This window comes from Actinoplanes sp. G11-F43, assembly GCF_050589265.1.
Lineage (GTDB): Bacteria > Actinomycetota > Actinomycetes > Mycobacteriales > Micromonosporaceae > Actinoplanes.
Genome location: NZ_JBNZCE010000038.1, coordinates 20,588 through 42,688 on the forward strand (window position 1 = coordinate 20,588; position 22,101 = coordinate 42,688).

Genomic DNA, 22,101 nt, shown 5'->3' on the forward strand with positions numbered 1-22,101 from the left:
CCGTAGGGTCGGCAGCGTGGGACGAATCGACGACATCGCGAACCGATACGTCGACGAGTGGTCCGCGCTGAATCCAACGGGCGCGACCGCTGTCGGCATCTCCGGCTACGACGACAAACTGGACGACCTGTCACCGGAGGGCTTCGAGGCCCGTGCCGAGCTGATCCGGCGGACCATCAACGATCTGGACGTGACCGAACCCGAGCACGAGTCGGAGGACGTCGCCAAGGACGCGATGCTGGAGCGTCTCGGCCTCCAGCTGGCCCAGCACGACGCGGGGTACGCGGCCACCGACATCAACGTGATCACCAGTGGGCTGCACGAGATGCGGATGGTGTTCGACGTGATGCCGGCCGAGGGCGAGGAGGCGGTGGGCAATATCGCCGCCCGGCTCCAGGCGTTCCCGGAGGCGCTTCGGCAGTACCGGCGGACCCTGCTGGAGGGGGCCGGCTCGGATCGTGTGAGCGCCCGCGCGCAGTTGCTGGCGGTGGCCGACCAGTGCGACGCCTGGACCGATCCGGCCCGGGACGACTTCTTTCACGGGCTGGCCCGGCGGCTGAGCGCCTCCGGGGCGCTGGCCGGGGAGCTGGAGCGGGGCGCGGCGGCGGCGACCGAGGCCACCGCGGCGTTCGGCGCCTTCCTGCGGGACGAGCTGGCTCCGCGCGGCCGGGCGAAGGAGGCGGCCGGCGAGGAGCGGTACGCCCTCTCCTCGCAGTACTTCCTGGGTGCCCGGGTGGACCAGCTGGAGACGTACCAGTGGGGGTTCGCCGAGCTGGACCGCCTGGAGCGGGAGATGCGTGCGGTGTCGGCGGAGATCGCCGGCGCCGGGGCGTCGGTGGACGACGCGGTGACCCTGCTGGACGCCGACCCGGCCCGCAACATCGCCGGGAAGGAGGCGTTCCGGGAGTGGATGCAGGAGCTCTCCGACCGGGCGATCACCGAGCTGGGCGGCACCCACTTCGACATCGAGGAGCCGGCCCGCAAGCTGGAGTGCTGCCTGACCCCGACCAGTGACGGCGGCATCTACTACACCGGGCCGAGTGAGGACTTCTCCCGGCCGGGGCGGATGTGGTGGGCGGTGCCGGCCGAGCAGAAGGTCTTCTCCACCTGGCGTGAGGTGACCACCGTCTATCACGAGGGTGTGCCCGGCCATCATCTCCAGGTCAGCCAGGCGCTGCTGCGGGCCGACACGCTGAACCGCTGGCAGCGGCTGCTCTGCTGGTGTTCCGGGCACGGCGAGGGCTGGGCGCTGTACGCCGAACGCCTGATGGAGGAGCTGGGTTATCTGTCCGACCCGGGTGACCGGCTGGGCATGCTGGACAGCCAGGCGCTGCGGGCGGCCCGGGTGATCGTCGACATCGGCATGCATCTGGAGCTGGAGATCCCGCGGGACAATCCGTTCGGTTTCCACCCCGGTGAGCGGTGGACGCCCGAGCTGGGCTGGGAGTTCCTGCGCGGGCACACCCGGGTGCAGGAGGACGTGCTGCGGTTCGAGTGGAAGCGTTACCTGGGGTGGCCGGGGCAGGCGCCGTCCTACAAGGTGGGTGAGCGGATCTGGCTGCAGGCCCGCGATGAGGCGAAGATCCGTAAAGGAAGTGATTTCGACCTCAAGAGCTTCCATCGGGACGCGTTGAACCTCGGATCGCTCGGGCTCGACCCGCTGCGTAAGGCACTGGCCAGAATTTGAGTCATTCGGGTCTCTCCTTCCGAAATCGGGACGGAGAGGCCCGTTTTTCTGTGACCGGTCAATTACTCTGTGCCGCTATTAATCTGAGTGCGATCAGCCAAACACTTTCCGTAAATGCAGCGCCGCCAAGACGTAACAAATCCGAAGTAGAACTCATATTCACGTCCCCAGGACGGTACGGATACGATCTCCCGCGGCGCTCTCGCTTGGCATTCCTCACACTCGGAGCCCCAGCCAGGGGCGTTCGTACAGCCAAGTCCGCAGTGCCGCGTATCCCCCGATCAGCCGAGCGAACTCTGACCCTTGGAAAGGGGTTTTCTGAGGATTTCTCGGATAGATTGACCCGGATCGGTGCGCCCGCATGGCTACTCTCCGTAGCCCCCCCATTGGCCCATCGCGTGTGCATGGCGGAGGACTAAAGCAATGTCAGTCTCGGTGAACAGCCGGCGAACCCGTTTACGCTCCGCCTTGGCGGCGGTGCTGACGGTTCTCGTCGTTCTGCCGACCGCAGCCCTGTTCCTGCGCGTCCTGGATGATGTTTCGACTCAGCGGGACGACACGGAACTCAAGCAACAGGGTGTGGAATACCTGGTCGCCCTGGCCCCGCTGATCAGCGCGCTGGCCGACTCGCAGTCGCAGTCACTGCAGGGCGTCACCGCCGAGCCCGCCTCGCTGACCTCGGCCGTCGCCCGTGTGGCGGATGCCGACGGCCGCCTCGGCCAGACGCTGGGCACCGAGACCCGCTGGACCGATCTGAGGGACAAGATCGGCCGCCTGCCGACCGTCACCGGCAACTCGCAGACCATCTACCAGGCCCACGTCGAGGTCGGGGACCTGGCGCTGCAGCTCTACAGCGAGGTTCGCGAGAACTCGCAGCTCAACATGGACACCCAGAACGACATCTGGTACCTGCAGGAGTCCGTCACGGTCAACATGCCGGAGACGGTCACCGCGGTGAGCCGGATGAGCGACCTGGCGAACATGGTCGCCGCAGCCTCCGGCCGGGCCGCGAAGTCCGCGCTTCAGGTTCAGCTCGGCATCGAGGTCGCCGCGGTCCAGGACGGCGTCGCCGAACTGACCGACAACCTGCAGGCCGCCGCCGACGACACGGAGAGCTCCACCCTCGCCGGCAACACGGTCAACAACCTGGACTCGTTCCGCCGTGGTGTGGAGGCCGCCAACCGTGGCGCCAACTTCGGCGGCGAGCCGGACGTCTCCACCCTGGTGACCGCCCAGAGCACCCTGAGCACCGCGCTGAGCGCTCTGGCCACCGTGCTCCTCAAGGAGATGTCCACCCTGCTCGACGAGCGGATGGACGAGCTGAACTACCGCCAGATCGAGGCCTGGGCGCTGCTCGGGGTCGCGGTCGTGCTGATCCTGCTCGCCACCTTCTGGGCCCGCGGCAGCGCCTCCGCGCCGGCCACCCGCTCCGCCGACGCCGGGCAGACCAGCCGCGACGTCTCGGTGCACGTCGACGGCCAGTCCGGCCAGTCCGGTCCGGCGGCCGGCACCTACGGCGGCGCCGGCAACCCCTACGACCAGGTCCCCGGTTACGGCGACGCCTCCAACTACGGCAACGGCTCGGCCGGGCGGGAGCGTTCCGGTGCTCTTCGGTAAGTTCCGCATCCTGGGCAAACTGGCCCTGCTGATCCTCGTACCGCTGCTCGGCGTCGTCGGCCTGAGTGTCCCGGTCATCTACGAGCGCATCGATGCGGCCCGCACCGCCGGCGAGATCCTCGGCACCGTCGAGCGCGCCAACCGGGTGAGTTCGGCGCTGATCGAGCTCCAGGAGGAGCGGCTGCTCTCGGTCGGCTACCTGCTCAACCTGGTCGACCAGCCGACCCTGGTGGTGCAGAGCGCCGAGGCCGCCGACACGGTGGCCGACCTCGCCGACGACAAGAACGCGCCGGTGGAGCTGCGCCGGGCGATCACCGCCGCGGGCCGGCTCAACAGCACCCGCCAGAACGTGCTGAACCGGACGATCGAGCCGCAGGACGTCATCGAGGACTTCACCGGCGCCATCGACCCGCTGATCGACGGTCTGGGCCTGGCCACCAGCGCCGACCTCACCACCGGCGTGGGCCGCCAGGTGTACGCCCTGGACCGCGCCATGCGCTCCGACGACCTGATCAACCAGGCCGCCAGCTGGCTGGCCGCGGCGGTGGTCGTGAACCGGACCAACAAGGTGTTCGCATCGCAGATGCTGAGCGAGTTCACCTCGGACTTCGCGCAGATCGAGGCGCTCATCACCTCGTCCCGGATCTACTTCACCGACGCGCAGTACAAGCTCTACATCAGCACCCAGCAGGCGTTCACCGCCCGCGTCGGCAGCAAGTTCAGCACCGCCCTGGAGACCAACCCGCAGGACGCGCTGGGCACCCTGTCGATCAAGACGCTGTTCCCGTCACTGCAGTCGGTGACCGTTCTCGGTAGCTTCGTCGAGAAGCGCGTCTCCCAGGACGTGAGCATCACCGCGAACAGCAACCGGGAGAGCGCCATCCAGCAGGCGATCCTCATCGGTGGTGGCGCGATCCTGCTGCTCATCCTGGTGATCACGCTCTCCATCTTCATGGCCCGCGCGGTCGCCCGGCCGCTGCGGCGTCTGACCGTCTCCGCGGACCGCATCGCCCGCGCCGCCGAGTCCGAGCTGGAGCGGGTGGCCGACGACGAGGCCGAGGCCCAGGTCCGCCCGATCCGCCTGGACCCGGTCGATGTCGAGGCCCAGGACGAGATCGGCGACCTGGCCCGCGCGTTCGACCGGGTGCAGACCACCGCCGCCCGGCTGGTGGAACGCCAGGTGCTCGGCCGCCGTAACGTCGCCCAGATGTTCGGCCACGTCGGCCGGCGTACCCAGAACCTGGTCGGCCGCCAGCTGTCGCTGATCGACGGTCTGGAGCGCAAGGAGACCGACAGCGACCGCCTGCGCGAGCTCTACCGCCTGGACCACATGTCCAGCCGTCTGCGCCGGAACGCGTCCGCGCTGGTCGTGCTCTCCGGTGGTGCCGGTGCCAACGAGCACATGGCCCCGCTGGCCCTCTCCGACGTCGTCCGTCTCGCCCTGGGCGAGATCGAGGACTACACCCGTGTCGAGGTGGAAATCCCGGAGGACATCGTCGTGGTCCCGGCCATCCTGGCCGACCTGACGCTGCTCCTGGCCGAGCTGCTGGAGAACGCCACCACGTTCTCCCCGCCGCACACCAACGTCACGGTCAGCGCCGACGAGCTGCGCGGCGGCGCCCGCCTGGCGATCATCGACCGCGGCCTGGGCCTGGCACCCGAGCGTCTGGCCGAGGAGAACGCGCGACTGACCCGCCGTGAGCGCCTCGACCTGGCGCCCACCGAGGTGCTGGGTCTCTTCGTGGTCGGCCGGCTCGCCCGCCGGCACGGCATCGAGGTGACCCTGACCGACACCCCGGACGGCGGTCTGACCGCCTGGATCGACCTCAACCCGTCGCACCTGGTGGCCCGGGTGGAGAACCTGAGCCCGCTGGCTCCGGCCCCGTTCCCGAACAACGCCCCGACGATCCCGGCCCCGCCCGCGGTGCCGCAGATCCAGGCCGCCGAGCAGGTTCCGGCCTACTCGGGGGCGCTGCGCGGCAACACCACCGAGGTCGCCATCGCCAGCGCCGGTGTCCGGTCGGTGCCGGGCAGCGCGCAGCCGTTCGACCCGGTGGTGCTGAACCGCGCCACGCAGATCGTCGAGACCGGCAACTCCTGGAACGCCTTCGGACCGGCCGCGGCGCCGGCCGTGGGCGGTGCTCCGGCCGACCCGTACGCGGGCCAGCCGGTCTACGACGCGGAGCCGGTGTACTCGCCGGGCCGGGCGTACCAGGAACCGTCGTACCCGTCGGCCGGTGGCTACCCGGAGCCGGCCCAACCGCAGGTGGACATGGGCATTCCGATCGCCGGCCGGATCCCGGCCGCGCTGCCGGAGCTGCCGCCGGCCCAGCCGACCTGGAACGTGCCGTCGCAGGCGGTAGTCCCGGTCTCGCAGGCACCGATCGTGCCCGCCACGCCGGCCGCCCCGCCGGTCCCGGCCCAGGACAACGGTGGCCGCCCGGCCGCTCCCGCCCCGCTGCGCCGCCGGGTCCCCGGCGAGCAGATGCCAGCCGAGAGCGGACCGCACCAGCTGGCCGTCCCGACGTCGCAGGACGACGCGCTGGCCGCCCGGGCCGCGTTCGACGCCTTCGAGGCCGGTGTCAGCAAGGCGCAGTGGGACGCCGGTGACACCAGCGTCTCGATGCCCGCCCCGGACGTCAGCAACTCGTCCTGGCACACCCCGGCGCCGGACTTCAGCCAGCCGTCCTGGAACACGCCCGCACCGGTCTCCCCGGCGGTCCCGGCCTCCTTCACGCCGCCCGCCGCTCCGGTTCCGCCGCCTCCCCCGCCGGCCGCCAACGGCAACGGCTCGACGCCGCTGACCCGTCGTGTCCCGGGGGCCAGCCTCCCGCACGACGAGATGCGCACACCGATCCAGCCGCCGGCCCCAGCGACACTGGACCCCGAGGCCGCACGAGCTCTCATGGATCAGTTCGAGTACGGCGTCGCACTCGCACTGAATGAAAGTCAGCCACAACACGAGGGACAACCGCGATGACATCCCCTTACTCCGCAGCGCCCAGTCAGCTCAGCGCTGAAGCCAAAACCTTCAACTGGCTGCTGGACTCGTTCACCTCCGGCACCGCGGGCGTGATCGAAGCCATCGCCGTCTCCTCGGACGGTCTGCTGATGGCCATGTCCGCGATCAAGGACCGGCCCAACGCCGAGCGCCTCGCGGCCGTGGTCTCCGGCCTGACCAGCCTCGCCGGTGGTGCGGCGAGCTGGTACCGCCTCGGTGCCCTGAACCGGGTCATCATCGACATGGCCGACGGCTACCTGCTCGTCACCGCGATCAGCGCCGGCTCGGTTCTCGGTGTCATCGCGGACCGTTCCGCCAACCTGGGCACGCTGGCGTACGAGATGACGCTCTTCGCCACCCGTGCCGGTGGTGCGCTGAGCCCGCGCCTGATCGCCGAGCTGAAGAACGCCGTTCAGCAATGACGTACCCGGATTCCGACGACCCGGTGACTCCGGCGCGCCCCGGAGTCCGGCCCTTCCTGCAATCCGGTCCCAAGCACGCGACCGGCGGCTACACCCCCACCGGGGAACAGCCGCCGGTCGAGCAGTCGACCAACACGCTGCGCCCGTTCGTCATCACGGCCGGGCGGACCGATGGAGGAGACCCCGACATCGGTATGGAGACGCAGGTGACGTTGGTGCCAGGCGCACCGGCTCACCGGCTGACCCCGGAAACCAGGGCGATCGTGGCCCTCTGCGAGGAGAGCCCGATCTCGGTAGCCGAGATCTCCGCACGCCTCCGCCTGCACCTGGGCGTGACGCGAATCCTGGTCGGTGACCTGCGGGCCACCGGCCAGCTCGACGTCCATGTGCTGGAAAACGACACACCAGACCCCGAGACCATCATGCGAGTGATCCGTGGACTTCGATCCATCAGCTAACCGCGTCGTCGGTACCGCGCGCATACCGGGCGGCGCCGCGCCCAAGAAGGCACCCGTCCCGGTAAAGATCATCGTGGCCGGCGGCTTCGGGGTCGGCAAGACGACCACCGTCGGCGCCATCTCCGAGATCTCACCTCTCACCACCGAGGCCGAGATGACCTCGGAGTCGGTGGGTATCGACAACCCCGGTCAGGCCACCATGAAGACCGGCACGACCGTGGCGATGGACTTCGGTGTCCTGACCATCGACCAGACGCTGAAGCTCTACATCTTCGGCACGCCGGGGCAGACCCGGTTCGCCTTCATGTGGGACGACCTCGTCAAGGGTGCCCTCGGCGCCCTGGTTGTGGTAGATACCAACCGAATAGACGACTGTTACCCGGCGGTCGACTACTTCGAGCGGGCCGGACTCCCCTTCGTGGTCGGCATCAACACGTTCAACGGGCAGATGAGCTACAGCGTGGAGGAGGTGCGGTGGGCCCTCGCGGTACGCGAAGACGTGCCGGTCATATCCTTCGATGCGCGCTTCCGTGCGTCCGTGCGGGACGCCCTGCTCGTCGTTCTCGACCAGGCTCTCGACAAGGCGATCCGCCAGAAGTCGTAGGGTTTGGACCGGGTCGCCCGGTGACGGTTTCCCACCGGTGGCGGAACAGGGTGGTTCCCAAACCGGCCCGCGGAGGGGCAGAGTTGGGGTACCGGGCGACCGCGTTGGAAAGAGGACGGTGACCGTGCGAGGCGGATTGGACGACGCGCTCGACAAGCTCGCCCGGCGGGACGAGCTGAGACGCCGAGCCAACGGGGACGGTGGCGGCGGCACTCCGCCGGCGGTGACGGAGCTGGTCGAGGCGATCGCGGGTGTGGTGTCCCGCAACCCTCAGATGAACGTCACGGTCGGTGTCGAGGGGGCCGGCGATCCGGTGCTGCTCCATTTCGCCATGGCCGACGGTGTGGTCCAGGTGACCGCCGACAACAACGTCGCGGCCCGGGCCACCGAGGCCGGTCCGCGGCACGCCGATTTCGAGATCGACGTCGAGGAGCCGGCCGAGGAGCAGGCTCCGCCGCCGCCCCGGGCCAGCCACGACGATCAGGACCGGTTCGGGCCCACCGACTACGACTACGACTACGCCGAGCCCACGACGGCCGAGCAGCCGTTCGTGCAGCCGCGCCCGGAGCAGCACTTCGGGTATGAGACGGCCGGCTACGCCGAGCAGGGCAACATCACCCCGCATCCATTCGCGCCGACGCCACCGCCGCAGGTGCCACCCCAGACTCCGCCGTACGCTCCGGCTCCGGCCCAGCACCCGTACGCGGAGTATGCGGAGTACGCCCAGGCGCAGGCCGCCGGGCCGGAGCCGGATCCGGAACCGCCGCTGTTGGAGCCGCTGCCGGAGCCGATCCCGTTGCAGGTGGAGCGCCCGGAGGAGACCGAGCAGGCAGCCCGTCGCCTGGCTGCCATGCTGCGCAGCGACCCCACTCTGCTCAACGGCCCGCAGTAAGTCGCCGACTACTCAAAGTAGTCACCGTTTGCCGACCCTAAAGGTCACTCTCCGCAATCGCGCGACTCCATCCCGACGTGGCGATGCTTTGCCGGAATTGCCCATGAACGCGCCCTGTTTCGCCTGGCAATCCACAGTCTGAGATGTCTGGGTTAGCCCTTTTGGCCGATCTCTGCCCTCGTTCCGCTGAGCGCTCTTGAGTCACGCTCGGTAGCTACTTAATGTCCTATTACGTCCACGAGCGCGGCCCACCTCGCTCGACGGATTACACGGACAGTAAGCAGCGCGGGGAGGTGCCGAAATGGACGGGTCGGAGAGCTGGCTGATCGCCGTCGCCGGTTATGCGGTACTGCTCGCCTGGCCGGTCACCACCGTGGTCCTGGTCTGGTTCGCGCTGCGCTACCACGGCACGCACCGCCCACGGACCGTCAACCGGGCGGTGGCCGGTGGCAACGGCCGCCCACAGCACTTCTGGATCATCGTGCCGGCGCTGAACGAGGAGGCCGTGGTCGCCAACACCGTCGGCGCGGCGCTCAACCTGCGCGGCCCGGCCGGCACCCTGTCCCGGGTGCTGGTGGTGGACGACGGCTCGGACGACCGTACGCCGCAGGTCCTGGCCGGCATCGACCATCCCCGCCTGCACGTCATGCGCCGCGACCTGCCGGACGCCCGGCAGGGCAAGGGCGAGGCGCTGAACGCCGCCTACCGGCACATCTCGATGCTGACCGCACGGGACGGCGTGGCCCCGGAGAAGGTGGTCGTCGGCATCATCGACGGCGACGGCCAGGGCAGCGAGAACATCCTGGTGGAGATCTCCCGGCTGATGCGCGACGAGCGGGTCGGCGCGGCCCAGGTGCAGGTGCGCATCCGCAACCGCAACCGCCTGCTCGGCGCCGTGCAGGATCTGGAGTTCGGCGCGATCGTCGACGCCTGCCAGAACATGCGCGACGCCCTGGACACCGTCGGCCTCGGTGGCAACGGCCAGTTCAGCCGGCTGTCCACCCTCCAGGCGCTGGGCACCGCCCCGTGGTCCAGCTGCCTGGTCGAGGATCTGGAGCTGGGCCTGAGGATGCACCTGAACGGCGTCGGCATCCGCTACACCTCCCGCGCCTCGGTCACCCAGCAGGCCGTGGTCGACGTCCGCCGGCTCACCCGGCAGCGCACCCGCTGGGCCCAGGGCAACATGCAGTGCGCCCGCTACCTGGGCCGGCTCTTCTCGTCACCGCGGGTGGCCCGGATCGCCCTCGCCGAGATGCTGCACTACCTGCTCTCCCCGTGGGCCAACGCGATGGTCACGGTGCTGCTGATCGGCACCGGGATCGCCGGGCTCGGCGGCCTGCTGATCGGGCATCCGATCGTCTTCATCCCGACCTGGACCGCGCTGGCCGTGAGCATCGCCGTCTGGCTCGGCGTCACCACCTTCCCCGGACTGCTCTGGGCCGCGGTCCACCGGCGCAAACACGGCGACGAGGGAATGCGGCGGATGTTCACCGCCGCCCTGGCGTACCCGGCCTTCCTGGTCCTCGGTCTCGCCGCCACCTACCGGGCCCTGGGCCGCCAGGCCAGCGGACGCCAGGCCTGGGCCAAGACCGAACGCCTCGCCGAAGAACCCCTCGCCCTCGCCGCCTGACAATTCTCGAGAAAAGGCTCCCCACCATGTCTCGTCGTGAAGTCCACCTGGTCGGCGGCACCCGCCCCGAAGCCGTCAAGCTCGCCCCCGTCGCCCTCGCCATGCGGGAGGCCGGGATCCTGGAGCCGGTGCTGCTCGCCAGCGGCCAGCACCCGGCGATGGTCACCCAGGCGCTCGGAGCGTTCGGCCTGGCGCCGGACATCACCCTCCAGGTCGAGCGGGTCACCGGCGGTCAGGCCGAACTGCTCACCGCGATGATCCGGGAACTGGACGAACTCTGGTCGGTACGCACCCCGGCCGCGGTGATCGTGCAGGGTGACACCACCACCAGCCTGGCCGGCGCGCTGGCCGCGTTCTGGCGGCGCATCCCGGTCGTCCACCTGGAGGCCGGTCTGCGCTCCGGCGACCTGGAGTCGCCGTTCCCGGAGGAGGGCAACCGCCGTCTGGTCGCCCAGGTCGCCGCCCTGCACCTGGCGCCGACCCCGCTGGCCGCGATGAACCTGCTGGACGAGAAGATCCCGGCGAGCGACGTGCTGATCACCGGCAACACCGTGGTCGACGCGACCCTCGCAGTGGCCGGCCGGCGGCTGCCGTTCGAGAACCCGGAGGTGGCCGCCGCCCGGACCGGCAGCACCAACCGGCTGGTGCTGGTCACCGCCCACCGGCGCGAGTCGTGGGGCGAGCCGCTGGACCGGATCCTGGCCGCGGTCAAGGAACTGATCGCCCGGTACGACGACATCGACGTGATCCTGCCCAGCCACCCCAACCCGGCGGTCCGCGAGCAGGTCGAGGCGGCGCTGTCCGGGGTGGAGCGGGTGACCGTCACCGACCCGCTGCCCTACCCGGACCTGTCCCGGCTGCTCTCCGAGGCCTACCTGGTGCTCACCGACTCGGGTGGCATCCAGGAGGAGGCGCCCTCGTTCGGGGTGCCGGCGCTGGTGCTGCGGGACGTCACCGAGCGGGTGGAGTCGCTGCACGCCGGCTGCGCCAAGCTGGTCGGCTCGGACACCGCGCTGATCGTCACCGAGGCGTCGCAGCTGCTGGACAGCCGGGTTCGCCGGGACTCGATGACGGCCGGCGGTAACCCGTACGGCGATGGTCTCGCCGCCCGCCGCACCGCCCAGGCCACCGCCAACCTGCTGGGTCTCGCCCCGGCCCCGGAGGCCATGCCCGTCACCTCGACCGTCGTCACCACCATCACCGGAGCCGTGGCCTGATGCTTAACACCGTCGTCTCCCGTCGCAGCGTCCTGATCGCCGGCGTGGCCGCCACCGCGGTCGCGGGCGTCGGCCTCACCGCCATCGAGGCGGACGCCGCGGTCTCCACCAAGAACACCAGGACCGGAAAGGCCGCGCCCGGCGGCGGTACGGCCAAGACCCTGATCCTGTACGACACCACCGGCGACTACGGCTGGCTCGGTGAGGTCTACGCCACCCAGACCGCGAACCTCGGCTCGCACTTCGGATCGTGGACGGCCGCTCCGGTGGCCGGCTACCGGTCCGGTGACCTGAGGAACTTCACCGCGGTGATCTACCTGGGCTCGACCTACGACGAGCCGCTGCCGGCCGCCTTCCTGGCCGACGTGATGGCCACCACCAAGCCGGTGCTCTGGGTGCGCGACAACGTGTGGCAGCTGACCCGGGTGGACGGCTTCGCCGCGAAGTACGGCTTCACCAGCGGCCTGTTCGACTTCGGTGACTTCGCCGAGGTCGGCTACAAGGGCCGGGTCCTGGAGCGCAGCGACGACAACAAGTCCGGCCTGATGAACCTGACGGTCACCGACCCGGCCAAGGTCACCACCCTGGCCACCGCGGTCCGGGCCGACGGCGGCACCCTGCCGTGGGCGGTCCGGTCCGGGAACCTGACGTACGTCAGTGAGATCCCCTACTCCTACGTCACCCACGACGACCGCTACCTGATCTTCGCCGACCTGCTGTTCGACGTGCTCGGCCCGGACACCCCGGAACGCCACCGGGCCCTGGTCCGGCTGGAGGACGTCGGGCCGGACGCCGACCCGGACCAGCTCCGGGCGATCGCCGACTACCTGTGGTCGATGAAGGTGCCGTTCAGCGTCGCCGTCTACCCGCGCTACAAGGACAAGACCACCGACTACACGCTGGCCCGCCGGCCGCAGGTGGTGTCCGCGCTGAAGTACATGAAGTCCCGGGGCGGCACGCTGCTCATGCACGGCTACACCCATCAGTACGGCGCGGTGAACAACCCGTACGACGGCTCCAGCGGCAACGACTTCGAGTTCTACACCGCGCACGTCGACGACGCCGACCGGGTGATCTACGACGGCCCGGTGAAGGAGGACTCGGTCGCCTGGGCCACCTCGCGGATGGTCGCCTCCGGCGCGCTGTTCGTCACCACCGGGCTGGGCACCCCGAAGATCTTCGAGTTCCCGCACTACGCCGCCAGCCCGGCCGACTACCAGGCGGTGCACAACCTGTTCGGCAAGCGGTACGACCGGGGCCTCTACTTCCCCGGCGTGCTCACCGGCGGGAAGTACGACTACGGCCGGCAGTTCGGGCAGTTCTTCCCGTACACCGTCCGCGACGTCTACGGCTCGGTCGTGGTGCCGGAGAACATCGGCAACGTGGAGCCGGAGGCGTACAACACGCACCCGGTCCGGCTGCCCGCCGACCTGGTCGCCAGCGCCGAGCGCAACCTGGTGGTCCGGGACGGGGTGGCCAGCTTCTTCTACCACCCGTACCTCGGCCTGGACTATCTGTTGGAACTGATCCCGGGCATCATCGGAGCCGGCTACTCGTTCGTGAGCGCCGACGCGATGCTCAACGGCTGATGGGGACCGGCATGGACGTGGTGGACTTCTGGGTCAGGTCGTGGACCAGCGACGACCTGGCCGGGGCGCGCAAGCTGCTGACCCCGGACGTGGAGACCGAGTGGAACTTCGACGCACCCGTCGACGACGAGGAGATGCTCCAGGTCCTGCACCGGATCGCCGCGTTCGCCGACGAGGTGACCGTGGTGACCCGGACCGACGCGATCGACGGGGCGGCGCTGATCTACGACCTGGTCGGCCCGTTCGGCACCGCCCGGATGGTCGAGTTCCTCGGGGTGGAGAACCAGAAGATCAATGAAGTGCGCCATGTGTACGACGTGACGGCGGTCGACCGCTACTTCCCGGGCCTGTACGCCAATTAGGCCGGATGCTGTCCGCAATCCTGGGTAGCGTGCGGTCATGGCTTACGACTTCCAGGTCACCGTGGACTGCACCGACCCGCACGTGCTCGCCGACTGGTGGGCGGAGACCCTGGGCTGGGAGGTCGAGCCCCAGGACGAGGCGTTCATCAAGGACATGCTCGCCAAGGGGTACGCCACCGACGCCGAGACCGTCCACCACCACGGCCGTCTGGTGTGGCGGACCGGCGCCGCGATCAATCACCCGACGGCCGGGCGGCGGATGCTCTTCCAGTTCGACGAGGCCGCCAAGACGGTGAAGAACCGGGTGCACGTCGACATCCGGGTCGGCGCGGAGAACCGGGACGCCGAGCGCGACAAACTGCTCGCCCGGGGTGCGGTCTTCCTCTGGCAGGCCAGTCAGGGCCCGCACTCCTGGTTCACCATGGCCGACCCGGAGGGCAACGAGTTCTGTATCAGCTGAGCGCCGGCTTCAGCCGTCGCGCGAAGAGCGGCAACAGCACCTCCCAGTGCCGCTTCTCGCCCGCCTCGTGGTACATCGACGTGTCGCTCATGGTGAATCCGTGCGGCGCGCCCTCGTACACCTCGGAGGTGTACTCCACGCCCGCCTCGGCCAGGGCCACCTCCAGTGCCGCGACGTGCTCCGGCGTCATCGACCCGTCGTTGTCGGCGTGTCCGAAATAGACCTCCGCGGTCAGTGACGGCACGCCCAGGTGCGGGCTGTCCGGGGTGTCGGTGACCACCCGGCCGGCGTGGAAACTGGCCAGCGCGGCGAACCGGTTCGGCAGCGCCGACGCCACCACCAGGGCGGACCGCCCGCCCATGCAGTAGCCGACGATCCCGGCCGGCCGGTCCGCCACCCCGTCCCGCCCGGTCAGGAAGTCCAGGTAGGCAGTGGCGTCCGCGGTCAGCCGGCCCGCGGTCAGCTCCTGGATCATCGGCATGATCCGCCCGAAGGCGGCACCCCGCTTCTCGTCGTCGGCGAGCTCCTCCGGCGACACGATCGGGCCGTGGGCGCTGCGATAGAAGAGATTCGGCACCAGTACGGCGTACCCCTGCCCGGCGATCCGGTCGGCCATCTCCCGGATCCTCGGCCGCAGCCCGAACGCATCCATGAACATCAGCACCGGCGGCGCCTCCCCGTCGCCCTCCGGCGTGCTGAGATAGGCCTCGGCGACGCCGTCCGCGGTCGGGACCTCGATCTCGATCTGCGGCATTACCGCACCTCCTGTACCGATTCGGCATTGATCACGCGGACCGTAACATCGAATCTCCGTGATTCCCCGGGAACGTCGTATCCTGTGGCGCATGGCCACCCGGCTGCGTGCGGACGCCCGCCGCAATCGTGCGGCCCTGCTCACCGCGGCACGTGCGGTCTTCGCCGAGCAGGGCCTGGACGCCTCCCTGGACGAGATCGCCCGCCGGGCCGGCGTCGGCAACGCCACCCTCTACCGCCGGTTCCCCAGCCGCAGGCATCTGATCGCCGAGGTCTTCGCCAGTCACATGACCGCCGCGGTGCGGCTCGCCGAACAGGCCCTCGACCACCCCGACCCGTGGGCCGGGTTCGTCGGCTACCTGACCCGGGTCTGCGAACTCCAGGCCACCGACCGGGGGCTCGCCGAACTGCTGGTCACCAGCGCCTTCGACGACGACGAGCGGCTCGCCGCACTACGGACCGCGGCCCAGCAGCGGGCGGTCGACGTGTACGCCCGGGCCCAGCGCGCCGGCCGGCTGCGCGCCGACTTCACCAGGCACGACATGGATCTGCTGATGATGGCGAACGCCGGGGTGGCCCAGCACTCCGCCGATCCGCAGGCCTGGCGCCGTCAGCTCACCCTGGTCATCGGCGGGCTGGGCGCCAAACCCTAGAACTGGGAGAGCCCGCGCCCGGCGTCGTCCAGGATCTCGCCGGCCAGATCCCAGAACCGGACCTCGGACGGGTGCTCCAGCCAGGTGTTCACAGCGATCCGCAGAGCGGACAGGAAGACCGCGGCGAGCAGCTTCGCGCGTACACCCAATCGGTCCTGGTCTTTGAGGCGGACCGCGACCGCCTCGCCCAGCTCGCGCTCGTTGGCGGCGAAGGTCTGCACCTGCGCGGCGGCCAGCGACGGGTGGCGGCGCACCAGCCGGCTCCGCGCGATCCACTCCGGGTCGAGATCGCCCAGGTCGGCGTAGAAGATCCGGGCGGCCTCGGTCAGCGCGGTCCACGGCGGCTCGGCGGCCGGCCGGTCCCGGACCCGGTCGGCGAGCAGGCGCATCCGGCGCTGGTCGCCGTAGAAGAGCGCCTCCTCCTTGCTGGCGAAGTAGTTGGAGAAGGTCCGCCGGGAGACACCCACCTCGTCGGCGATGGCCTCCACGGTGACCCGCTCCGGGCCGTGCTCCAGGGCCAGCCGCAGCGCCGCGTCGTGCAGGGCCTGCCGGGTCGCCGCCTTCTTCCGCTCGCGAAGCCCCTGCTCGGTCGCCGCACTCATGATCTGAGCGTACCGGCGTGTGACTGAGTTCCCAATGAGCAAACTTGCGCACTGGGCAATTTTGGGAAGATAGTTGTATGCACCAAGCATTGCGAGGAGGCGGCTATGACGCTGGTGGAGGCGTTGCACGACGCCATCAAGGCGGTCCGGCTGCTTAAACAGGCCCACCCGGTGCAGGCGCCGATCGGCGTGCTGGCCGCGATCCGTCGCCGCGAGTCGGCCGGCTGCCACATGAAGGAGCTGGCCAGCGCCCACGCGCTCGACCCCTCGACGATCAGCCGGGCGGTCGCCTCACTGGTCCGGTCCGGCCTGGTGGAACGCATCGCCGACCCCACCGACGGCCGGGCCAGCATCCTGCACGTGACCGAGACCGGCCATGCCCTTCTCGACCAGACCGAGACCTTCTACGAGGCCCGGATCGCGGCGGCACTGCGCGACTGGACACCCGAGGAGATCAACACGTTCACCACTTCGCTGAGCCGGATGGCCCACGATCTGATCACCCAGGAAGAGGTCACGCAGTGAGCGAGCTTGCGAGCGAACCATCCAGCACCGTTTGCAGGTCATCGCGGCGCCGGAGCGCAGCGGAGGTGGCGCGATGACCGAGCGCCCGATGACCCATCGCGAGATCCTGGAGGCGTTATCCGGCCTCCTGCTCGTGCTCTTCGTGGCGATGGCCAGCTCCACCATCGTCTCCACCGCACTGCCGAAGATCATCGGCGATCTGAACGGCACCCAGACGCAGTACACCTGGGTGGTCACCGCCACCCTGCTCACCGCCACCGCGTCCACCCCGATCTGGGGCAAGCTGGCCGACCTCTACAGCAAGAAGCTGCTGGTCCAGATCTCGATCATCATCTTCATCGTGGGTTCGCTGATCGCCGGCTTCACCCAGAACACCGAGCAGCTGATCGCCGCCCGCGCCTTCCAGGGCCTCGGCATGGGCGGCGTGCAGGCGCTGGTGCAGGTCGCCATCGCCGCGATGATCCCGCCCCGGGAGCGCGGCCGCTACAACGGCTACCTCGGCGGCGTGATGGCCCTGGCCACCGTCGGCGGCCCGCTGCTCGGCGGCCTGATCGTCGACACCGACGCGCTCGGCTGGCGCTGGTGCTTCTTCATCGGCGCGCCGTTCGCGGTGATCGCCCTGCTCGTCCTCCAGAAGACTCTGCACCTGCCGGTGATGCGCCGCGACGACGTGAAGATCGACTACCTGGGCGCGTCCCTCATCGCGGCCGGCGTCAGCGTCATCCTGATCTGGGTCTCCTTCGTGGACGACGCGTTCGGCTGGATCTCCTGGCAGACCCTCGCCATGGTCGGCGGCGGCCTGGTGCTGCTCGCGCTGGCCGTCTGGGTCGAGTCCCGGGTCGCCGAGCCGGTGGTCCCGCTGCCCATCCTCAAGGAGCGCACCACCGCCCTGGCGATCATCGGCAGCCTCGCGGTCGGCATGGCCATGTTCGGCGGCTCGGTCTTCCTCGGGCAGTACTTCCAGATCGGCCGCGGCTACAGCCCCACCGAGGCCGGCCTGCTGATGATCCCGATGATGGCCGGCGTCCTGGTCTCCTCCACCCTGGCCGGGCAGGCGATCACCAAATCCGGGCGGATCAAGCCGTACGTGGTGGCCGGCACGATCATCCTGGTCGCCGGGTTCGCCGGGCTCTCCTTCCTCGACCACGACACCTCCCTGTGGTACATCGGCGCCTGCATGGCCCTGGTCGGCGTCGGGGTCGGCATGTCGATGCAGAACCTGGTGCTCGCCGTGCAGAACACCGTCTCGCTCCGGGACATCGGCGCGGCCAGCTCCACCGTCGCCTTCTTCCGCTCGCTCGGCGGCACGATCGGCGTCTCGGTGCTCGGCGCGGTCCTCGCCCGGCACGTCGCCGACTCGATGACCTCGCAGCTCAGCGCGATGGGGGTGCCCGCCGACGCGGCCGGCAGCGGCAGCAGCCTCAACCTGAGCGCCATGCCGGAGGCGATCCAGCACGTGGTCCGGATCGCATACGGCGACGCCACCGGGCACATCTTCCTGATCTCGGCCGCGGTGGCCGTGATCGGTGTGATCGCGGCGATCGCGATGCGGCCGGCCGCACTGCGGTCGACGGTCGACATCAAGCCGCCGGTCTCGTCGCCCTCCGAGAAGGTCTCGGTCGAATAGGGCGGACATCACCTCGCACTCCCTGGGGTCGGCCGCTCACACAGAGCTAGCCTCGGGGGTCCGGGTGGTTTCCCTCAACCTCGGCTCCCCCGAGCCGATGACGACTCACTGAGGGATGACACACACTCGGAGTTGGAGGCGGTTGATGGAGTTGCCGGTGGATGCCGACACGCTCTCGGCTGCCCTGCTCGACATCGAGGATCAGCGCTCCTGGGACGCCCGCGCCGAGTTGGCGCGGGCGATCCTGCTGGAGCAGGCCGCCCAGGCTCTGGGCGATCCGCTGCTGATCGCACGAGCACGGCTCTGCCAGGCCAACATGCGGATGCGCGACGGCGACATCGCCGCCGCCACCGAGCAGATCTGGCAGGTCCACGAGTGGGCGGTGGCCAACGACGCCCGGGTCCTGATGGCCCGGATGCACGTCCTCTGGTCCTACATCCATCAGCATCTCGGCGACGCCGAGCAGGCCCTGGAGCACGCGCTGCTCTCGGTCGAGCTGCTCGACGACGACGCCACCACCCACATGCACATCTGGCACCGCACCAAGCTCGCCGACTCGTTCTGGGCGGCCGGCTCGATGGACGCCGCCCGGGTGCGCTACGCCCAGGCCGAGGAGCTGGCCGTGATGACCGGCTCGCCGGCCCTGCTCTGCCTGCTCAACAACCAGGCCTTCGCCGAGTTCGACACCGGCAACCGGCAGCGTGCCGAGCAGGTCGCCAACCGGCTGCAGAGTCTCGCCGCCGAGTGGGACATCCTTCTCGAGCCGGACTACCTGGACACGATCGGTTCCATTCAGGTCGGCAACGGCAGCTACGCCGAGGCCGAGGACACCATGCGGCTCTGCATCGCACGACACGGCGAGGGTCAACACGACCGGGCCGACGCGCTGGCGGGCTATCTGCTCACCATCGCCCAGGCCCAGCGCGGCCTGAAAGCCTACGACGCCGCGCAGCAGAGCCTCGACGAGTGCCGGGAGCTGTGCGTCGACCGCCACCTTCTGGACATGCTGGTCCGGCTGCACCAGGAGCAGGCCGAGCTGCACGCCGCCCGGGGTGAGTTCGCCGAGGCGTTCGCCGTGCACAAGACCTTCTTCACGGCGTACCAGAATCTGCACTCGCTCCAGCGCGAAGCACGGACCCGGACCCGGCAGGCGATGTTCGAGACGATGGAGGCCCGGCAGGAGGCCGAGCGATTCCGCGAGCAGGCCCGCCGCGACCCGCTGACCGGCCTGCACAACCGCCGCTTCGTCGACGAGAGCCTGCCCCACCTGATCGAGACCGACCCGGCACTGACCGTGGCACTGATCGACCTCGACCACTTCAAGCAGGTCAACGACCGGCTCTCGCACAACGTCGGCGACCAGGTGCTGATCCGGGTCGCCGCGCTCCTGGCCGAGGGTGTCGCGGCCGCCTGCCCGGAGGGGTTCGCCGCCCGGATGGGTGGTGAGGAGTTCCTGATCGTGCTCCCCGGCACCACCCCCGGCCGGGCCACCGCGCTGCTCGACGGCATCCGCCGCACCATCCGCGACCACGACTGGCGCGACATCACCCGCGGCCTGCCGGTCACCGTCAGTGTCGGGGTGGCCGCCTGCTCCGACGTTCCGGCGGTCACCCAACCGGCACTCCTGTCCACAGCGGACAGTCACCTGTACGCTGCTAAACATGCCGGCCGCGACCGTGTCGTCTCGACAGCCTCCCGAGGTTACGCCTCGGCAGCCTGACAGCCGTCCGGCTGGATTCGGTCGCCGGGGGTGAAGCCGGTCGATCGTTCCGGCTAATCTGGATCGGTCTTGGCCGAGGGGTCGAACGCTAGGAGGCGGTCGTGGCAGACGGCAATTCCGCACCCACCGAGGTCGCGCCACCCGGCGTCAACATCAACGTGCCCCACTCCGCCCGCATCTACGACTACTGGCTCGGCGGCAAGGACAACTTCGCCATCGACCGGCAGGTCGGCGAGGCCATGATCAAAGCCATCCCCGGGATGCGTTACATGGCCGGCGAGAACCGCAAGTTCGTCCACCGGGTCGCCCGCGACCTGGTCGTCAACGAGGGCATCACCCAGTTCCTGGACATCGGCACCGGCATCCCCACCCGGCCCAACCTGCACGAGATCGCCCAGGGCCACAAGCCGTCCGCCAAAGTGGTCTATGTGGACAACGATCCGATCGTGCTGGTCCACGCCCGCGCCCTGATGATCAGCAACCCGGCCGGCCGTAGTGAGTACATCGCGGCCGACATCCGCGAACCCCGGTCCATCCTGGACGATCCGGCACTGCGTGACACGCTCGACCTGAAACAGCCGGTCGGCCTCACCCTGATCGCCATCCTGATGCTGCTGTCCGACGCCGACGACCCGTGGTCGCTGGTCGCCGAGTTGCGTGACGCCCTGCCGTCGGGCAGCTGCCTGGCCATCACCCATCCGACCGCGGACTTCAACCCCGACGAGGTCAACGCGGCGGTGGCAGCGGCCACCGGGGCCGGGATGACGCTGGTGGCTCGCACGAAGGAGGCGGTGAGCCGCTTCTTCGGTGACTGGGAGCTGCTCGAGCCGGGTTTGTCGCCGGTGTCGGCGTGGCGCCCGGACGCGCCGGTCGCCGATCCGCAGGCGGCATATTACTGGGCAGGCGTGGCCCGCAAACCCTGACCACCCACGGTCCAAACCGCGCCACAACTCAGCACGCGAACGTCGCCGCCGCCCCGCGTGGCGGCCACACCGCGTGGACACTTACAGCCCGAAACGCCCCACAAATCGGCACGCAAACCCCGGCGCCACCCCGCGTGGACACTTTCGGCCCGAAATGGGCCGCAGATGTCCACGCGGGGTGGGGGTACCTTGCGTGGACTGTTGCGGCTTGGCGCGGGCCGCGGGGGTGGAGCCGGGTGGGCGGCCCAGCACGGGGAACCGCGCCGCCCACCCGGTGTCAGACGGGCGTGCTTCGCAGCGCCCTCATCCGTGGGCGGCGGCTGGCCGGCGGGAGCGGCACGCGGGACGCGCGCACCAGCATCTCCCGGACGACGCCGTCACGACCGGCTCGATCGATGACCACTCCCCGCACGGCCAGCCAGGTGTCTCCCTCGTGCGGGATGGGTTGCGCCCAGTTCACCCATTCCAGCCGGAAACGGATGGGGCCGACGCCGTAGCAGTAGTCCGCTTCCGCGAACTCGTACACCGGCCAGTCCGGCCCGCTCTGCCGCAGACGACTGTCGCGCAGGTGCGGGCCGCGGGGCCGCGGGTCTCGGGCCTGTCGCTGCCTGCGGTGACAACGAACGAGCTCAATCACGCGCGTCGGACTCATCCTCCTCGGCAGGCGGCCTCCGGACGGTCGTCCCGCCGGGCCGGCTCAACGCATACCTGACCCCGCCGAACCGGTGGCTGACCATGGTCGCCCGGGTGGAGGCCGCGAAGACTTCGTCCGGCTCGCCACGGTAGACCAGGGAGTTGCCCCAGCGCGGGCTGTCGACCGCGCCGGGACCACCCGATTCGGGGTGTTCCGGGCCGAAGTTTGGTACCGACATACTCGTCACCTCTCGCTAAGGACGCCCCCGCCAGGGAGCCTCGCGCCGAGGCCGCAGACTGTCGCTCCGCGACCGACCCATCACCTAAAGATGTCACCCTCAGTGACACCCAAAGGGAGTAGTACGTGCGTTATCATGCTCAGAATCCCGTGACTACGCAAGGCCAGATGCACGTGCATTTGCATCGCCGCCCGATTTAGGCACGCGGAGACCACCACCGATCCCGGATCGATGGGCGATCCGGGGCAAATCTAGGGAGCTTCACATGGCCTACGTGGTCAACGGCATGCCGGCCGGCGATCTCCAGGGAGTGACCTGGCAGAAGAGCGGTCGGAGCAACCCCAGGGCCTTTGCAAGGTAGAGGTTTGACCGTTTCAAGCGATTCCGAGGAGTTGTAGGGATCGGTGCGGCTTTCTGCTGTTGTGGCGGAGAGCTTTGGCGACGTTCGTGGCGCCGGCCAGGCGCAGGAGGCTGATGACGAGGTTGC

21 protein-coding genes are annotated in these 22,101 nt (G+C 69.6%); 17 read left to right on the forward strand and 4 right to left on the reverse strand.

Annotated features, from left to right (window positions below):
- Window positions 1-16 precede the first annotated feature (16 nt).
- The 12 genes from ACQ0O7_RS35790 to ACQ0O7_RS35845 all read left to right on the forward strand — a co-directional run bounded on the left by ACQ0O7_RS35790 (window position 17) and on the right by ACQ0O7_RS35845 (window position 13,939).
- The gene (locus ACQ0O7_RS35790; protein WP_430789081.1) at window positions 17-1,687 is read left to right on the forward strand and encodes a DUF885 domain-containing protein; all 1,671 of its coding nucleotides are present in this window, start codon (window positions 17-19) and stop codon (window positions 1,685-1,687) included.
- Window positions 1,688-2,164: 477 nt separating this feature from the next.
- Window positions 2,165-3,304 carry a hypothetical protein gene (locus tag ACQ0O7_RS35795; RefSeq protein ID WP_430789083.1) on the forward strand — a complete coding sequence of 380 codons (1,140 nt, stop codon included), beginning with the start codon at window positions 2,165-2,167 and terminating at the stop codon, window positions 3,302-3,304.
- On the forward strand, window positions 3,291-6,284 hold the full coding sequence (locus tag ACQ0O7_RS35800; RefSeq protein WP_430789085.1) for a nitrate- and nitrite sensing domain-containing protein: 2,994 nt from the start codon (window positions 3,291-3,293) through the stop codon (window positions 6,282-6,284). Before ACQ0O7_RS35795 ends, ACQ0O7_RS35800 begins: the two co-directional genes overlap by 14 nt.
- On the forward strand, window positions 6,281-6,727 hold the full coding sequence (locus ACQ0O7_RS35805; RefSeq protein ID WP_430789087.1) for a roadblock/LC7 domain-containing protein: 447 nt from the start codon (window positions 6,281-6,283) through the stop codon (window positions 6,725-6,727). The genes ACQ0O7_RS35800 and ACQ0O7_RS35805 overlap by 4 nt, the downstream gene beginning before the upstream one ends.
- Window positions 6,724-7,185: a DUF742 domain-containing protein gene (locus ACQ0O7_RS35810; RefSeq protein ID WP_430789089.1), complete on the forward strand. Its 462-nt coding sequence runs from the start codon at window positions 6,724-6,726 to the stop codon at window positions 7,183-7,185. Before ACQ0O7_RS35805 ends, ACQ0O7_RS35810 begins: the two co-directional genes overlap by 4 nt.
- Complete coding sequence (locus tag ACQ0O7_RS35815) at window positions 7,163-7,789, forward strand: GTP-binding protein (RefSeq protein ID WP_430789091.1); 627 nt, start codon at window positions 7,163-7,165, stop codon at window positions 7,787-7,789. The genes ACQ0O7_RS35810 and ACQ0O7_RS35815 overlap by 23 nt, the downstream gene beginning before the upstream one ends.
- Window positions 7,790-7,913: 124 nt before the next feature.
- Window positions 7,914-8,681 (forward strand): hypothetical protein, encoded by a 768-nt coding sequence (locus tag ACQ0O7_RS35820; protein ID WP_430789093.1) that lies wholly within the window; start codon window positions 7,914-7,916, stop codon window positions 8,679-8,681.
- A 301-nt stretch (window positions 8,682-8,982) separates the two neighbouring features.
- A complete protein-coding gene (locus ACQ0O7_RS35825) occupies window positions 8,983-10,311 on the forward strand; it encodes a glycosyltransferase (protein WP_430789095.1) in 1,329 nt (442 codons plus the stop codon).
- 26 nt (window positions 10,312-10,337) lie between these two features.
- Window positions 10,338-11,528 (forward strand): non-hydrolyzing UDP-N-acetylglucosamine 2-epimerase, encoded by a 1,191-nt coding sequence (gene wecB / locus ACQ0O7_RS35830; RefSeq protein ID WP_430789097.1) that lies wholly within the window; start codon window positions 10,338-10,340, stop codon window positions 11,526-11,528.
- Window positions 11,528-13,117, forward strand: coding sequence for a DUF2334 domain-containing protein (locus ACQ0O7_RS35835; protein ID WP_430789099.1), 1,590 nt, complete (start codon window positions 11,528-11,530; stop codon window positions 13,115-13,117). Before wecB ends, ACQ0O7_RS35835 begins: the two co-directional genes overlap by 1 nt.
- A complete protein-coding gene (locus tag ACQ0O7_RS35840) occupies window positions 13,117-13,479 on the forward strand; it encodes a hypothetical protein (protein ID WP_430789101.1) in 363 nt (120 codons plus the stop codon). Before ACQ0O7_RS35835 ends, ACQ0O7_RS35840 begins: the two co-directional genes overlap by 1 nt.
- 37 nt (window positions 13,480-13,516) lie before the next feature.
- Entirely contained in the window at window positions 13,517-13,939 is a 423-nt protein-coding gene (locus ACQ0O7_RS35845) for a VOC family protein (RefSeq protein ID WP_430789103.1), read from the forward strand.
- Here ACQ0O7_RS35845 and ACQ0O7_RS35850 read toward each other — a convergent pair.
- The gene (locus tag ACQ0O7_RS35850) at window positions 13,932-14,693 is read right to left on the reverse strand and encodes a dienelactone hydrolase family protein (protein ID WP_430789105.1); all 762 of its coding nucleotides are present in this window, start codon (window positions 14,691-14,693) and stop codon (window positions 13,932-13,934) included. The two genes, ACQ0O7_RS35845 and ACQ0O7_RS35850, sit on opposite strands and share 8 nt — an antisense overlap.
- 91 nt (window positions 14,694-14,784) lie before the next feature.
- Between ACQ0O7_RS35850 and ACQ0O7_RS35855 the strand changes: the two genes are divergently transcribed.
- Entirely contained in the window at window positions 14,785-15,345 is a 561-nt protein-coding gene (locus ACQ0O7_RS35855; RefSeq protein WP_430789107.1) for a TetR/AcrR family transcriptional regulator, read from the forward strand.
- On the opposite strand, the gene ACQ0O7_RS35860 is transcribed toward ACQ0O7_RS35855, so the two are convergent.
- The gene (locus ACQ0O7_RS35860) at window positions 15,342-15,947 is read right to left on the reverse strand and encodes a TetR/AcrR family transcriptional regulator (RefSeq protein ID WP_430789109.1); all 606 of its coding nucleotides are present in this window, start codon (window positions 15,945-15,947) and stop codon (window positions 15,342-15,344) included. The two genes, ACQ0O7_RS35855 and ACQ0O7_RS35860, sit on opposite strands and share 4 nt — an antisense overlap.
- 105 nt (window positions 15,948-16,052) lie before the next feature.
- On the opposite strand from ACQ0O7_RS35860, the gene ACQ0O7_RS35865 reads away from it, so the two are divergent.
- The 4 genes from ACQ0O7_RS35865 (at window position 16,053) to ACQ0O7_RS35880 (ending at window position 20,742) form a co-directional block, all read left to right on the forward strand.
- Window positions 16,053-16,472: a MarR family winged helix-turn-helix transcriptional regulator gene (locus tag ACQ0O7_RS35865; protein ID WP_430789111.1), complete on the forward strand. Its 420-nt coding sequence runs from the start codon at window positions 16,053-16,055 to the stop codon at window positions 16,470-16,472.
- A gap of 73 nt (window positions 16,473-16,545) precedes the next feature.
- The gene (locus ACQ0O7_RS35870) at window positions 16,546-18,099 is read left to right on the forward strand and encodes an MDR family MFS transporter (protein ID WP_430789113.1); all 1,554 of its coding nucleotides are present in this window, start codon (window positions 16,546-16,548) and stop codon (window positions 18,097-18,099) included.
- Between the two features lie 157 nt (window positions 18,100-18,256).
- Entirely contained in the window at window positions 18,257-19,819 is a 1,563-nt protein-coding gene (locus ACQ0O7_RS35875) for a diguanylate cyclase (RefSeq protein ID WP_430789115.1), read from the forward strand.
- Window positions 19,820-19,920: 101 nt separating this feature from the next.
- Window positions 19,921-20,742, forward strand: a complete 822-nt coding sequence (locus ACQ0O7_RS35880; RefSeq protein WP_430789117.1) for an SAM-dependent methyltransferase — start codon at window positions 19,921-19,923, stop codon at window positions 20,740-20,742.
- Window positions 20,743-21,019: 277 nt separating this feature from the next.
- Here ACQ0O7_RS35880 and ACQ0O7_RS35885 read toward each other — a convergent pair whose 3' ends face one another.
- Window positions 21,020-21,379 (reverse strand): hypothetical protein, encoded by a 360-nt coding sequence (locus ACQ0O7_RS35885; RefSeq protein ID WP_430789119.1) that lies wholly within the window; start codon window positions 21,377-21,379, stop codon window positions 21,020-21,022.
- Window positions 21,372-21,614, reverse strand: coding sequence for a hypothetical protein (locus ACQ0O7_RS35890; RefSeq protein WP_430789121.1), 243 nt, complete (start codon window positions 21,612-21,614; stop codon window positions 21,372-21,374). The genes ACQ0O7_RS35885 and ACQ0O7_RS35890 overlap by 8 nt, the downstream gene beginning before the upstream one ends.
- Between the last annotated feature and the right edge of the window lie 487 nt (window positions 21,615-22,101).

Coding starts and splice junctions, on each gene's coding strand:
- ACQ0O7_RS35805 (WP_430789087.1), top strand. CDS start 6,281: ATGACATCCCCTTACTCCGCAGCGCCCAGTCAGCTCAGCGCTGAAGCC.
- ACQ0O7_RS35810 (WP_430789089.1), top strand. CDS start 6,724: ATGACGTACCCGGATTCCGACGACCCGGTGACTCCGGCGCGCCCCGGA.
- ACQ0O7_RS35825 (WP_430789095.1), top strand. CDS start 8,983: ATGGACGGGTCGGAGAGCTGGCTGATCGCCGTCGCCGGTTATGCGGTA.
- wecB (WP_430789097.1), top strand. CDS start 10,338: ATGTCTCGTCGTGAAGTCCACCTGGTCGGCGGCACCCGCCCCGAAGCC.
- ACQ0O7_RS35835 (WP_430789099.1), top strand. CDS start 11,528: ATGCTTAACACCGTCGTCTCCCGTCGCAGCGTCCTGATCGCCGGCGTG.
- ACQ0O7_RS35840 (WP_430789101.1), top strand. CDS start 13,117: ATGGGGACCGGCATGGACGTGGTGGACTTCTGGGTCAGGTCGTGGACC.
- ACQ0O7_RS35845 (WP_430789103.1), top strand. CDS start 13,517: ATGGCTTACGACTTCCAGGTCACCGTGGACTGCACCGACCCGCACGTG.
- ACQ0O7_RS35850 (WP_430789105.1), bottom strand. CDS start 14,693: ATGCCGCAGATCGAGATCGAGGTCCCGACCGCGGACGGCGTCGCCGAG.
- ACQ0O7_RS35855 (WP_430789107.1), top strand. CDS start 14,785: ATGGCCACCCGGCTGCGTGCGGACGCCCGCCGCAATCGTGCGGCCCTG.
- ACQ0O7_RS35860 (WP_430789109.1), bottom strand. CDS start 15,947: ATGAGTGCGGCGACCGAGCAGGGGCTTCGCGAGCGGAAGAAGGCGGCG.
- ACQ0O7_RS35865 (WP_430789111.1), top strand. CDS start 16,053: ATGACGCTGGTGGAGGCGTTGCACGACGCCATCAAGGCGGTCCGGCTG.
- ACQ0O7_RS35870 (WP_430789113.1), top strand. CDS start 16,546: ATGACCGAGCGCCCGATGACCCATCGCGAGATCCTGGAGGCGTTATCC.
- ACQ0O7_RS35890 (WP_430789121.1), bottom strand. CDS start 21,614: ATGTCGGTACCAAACTTCGGCCCGGAACACCCCGAATCGGGTGGTCCC.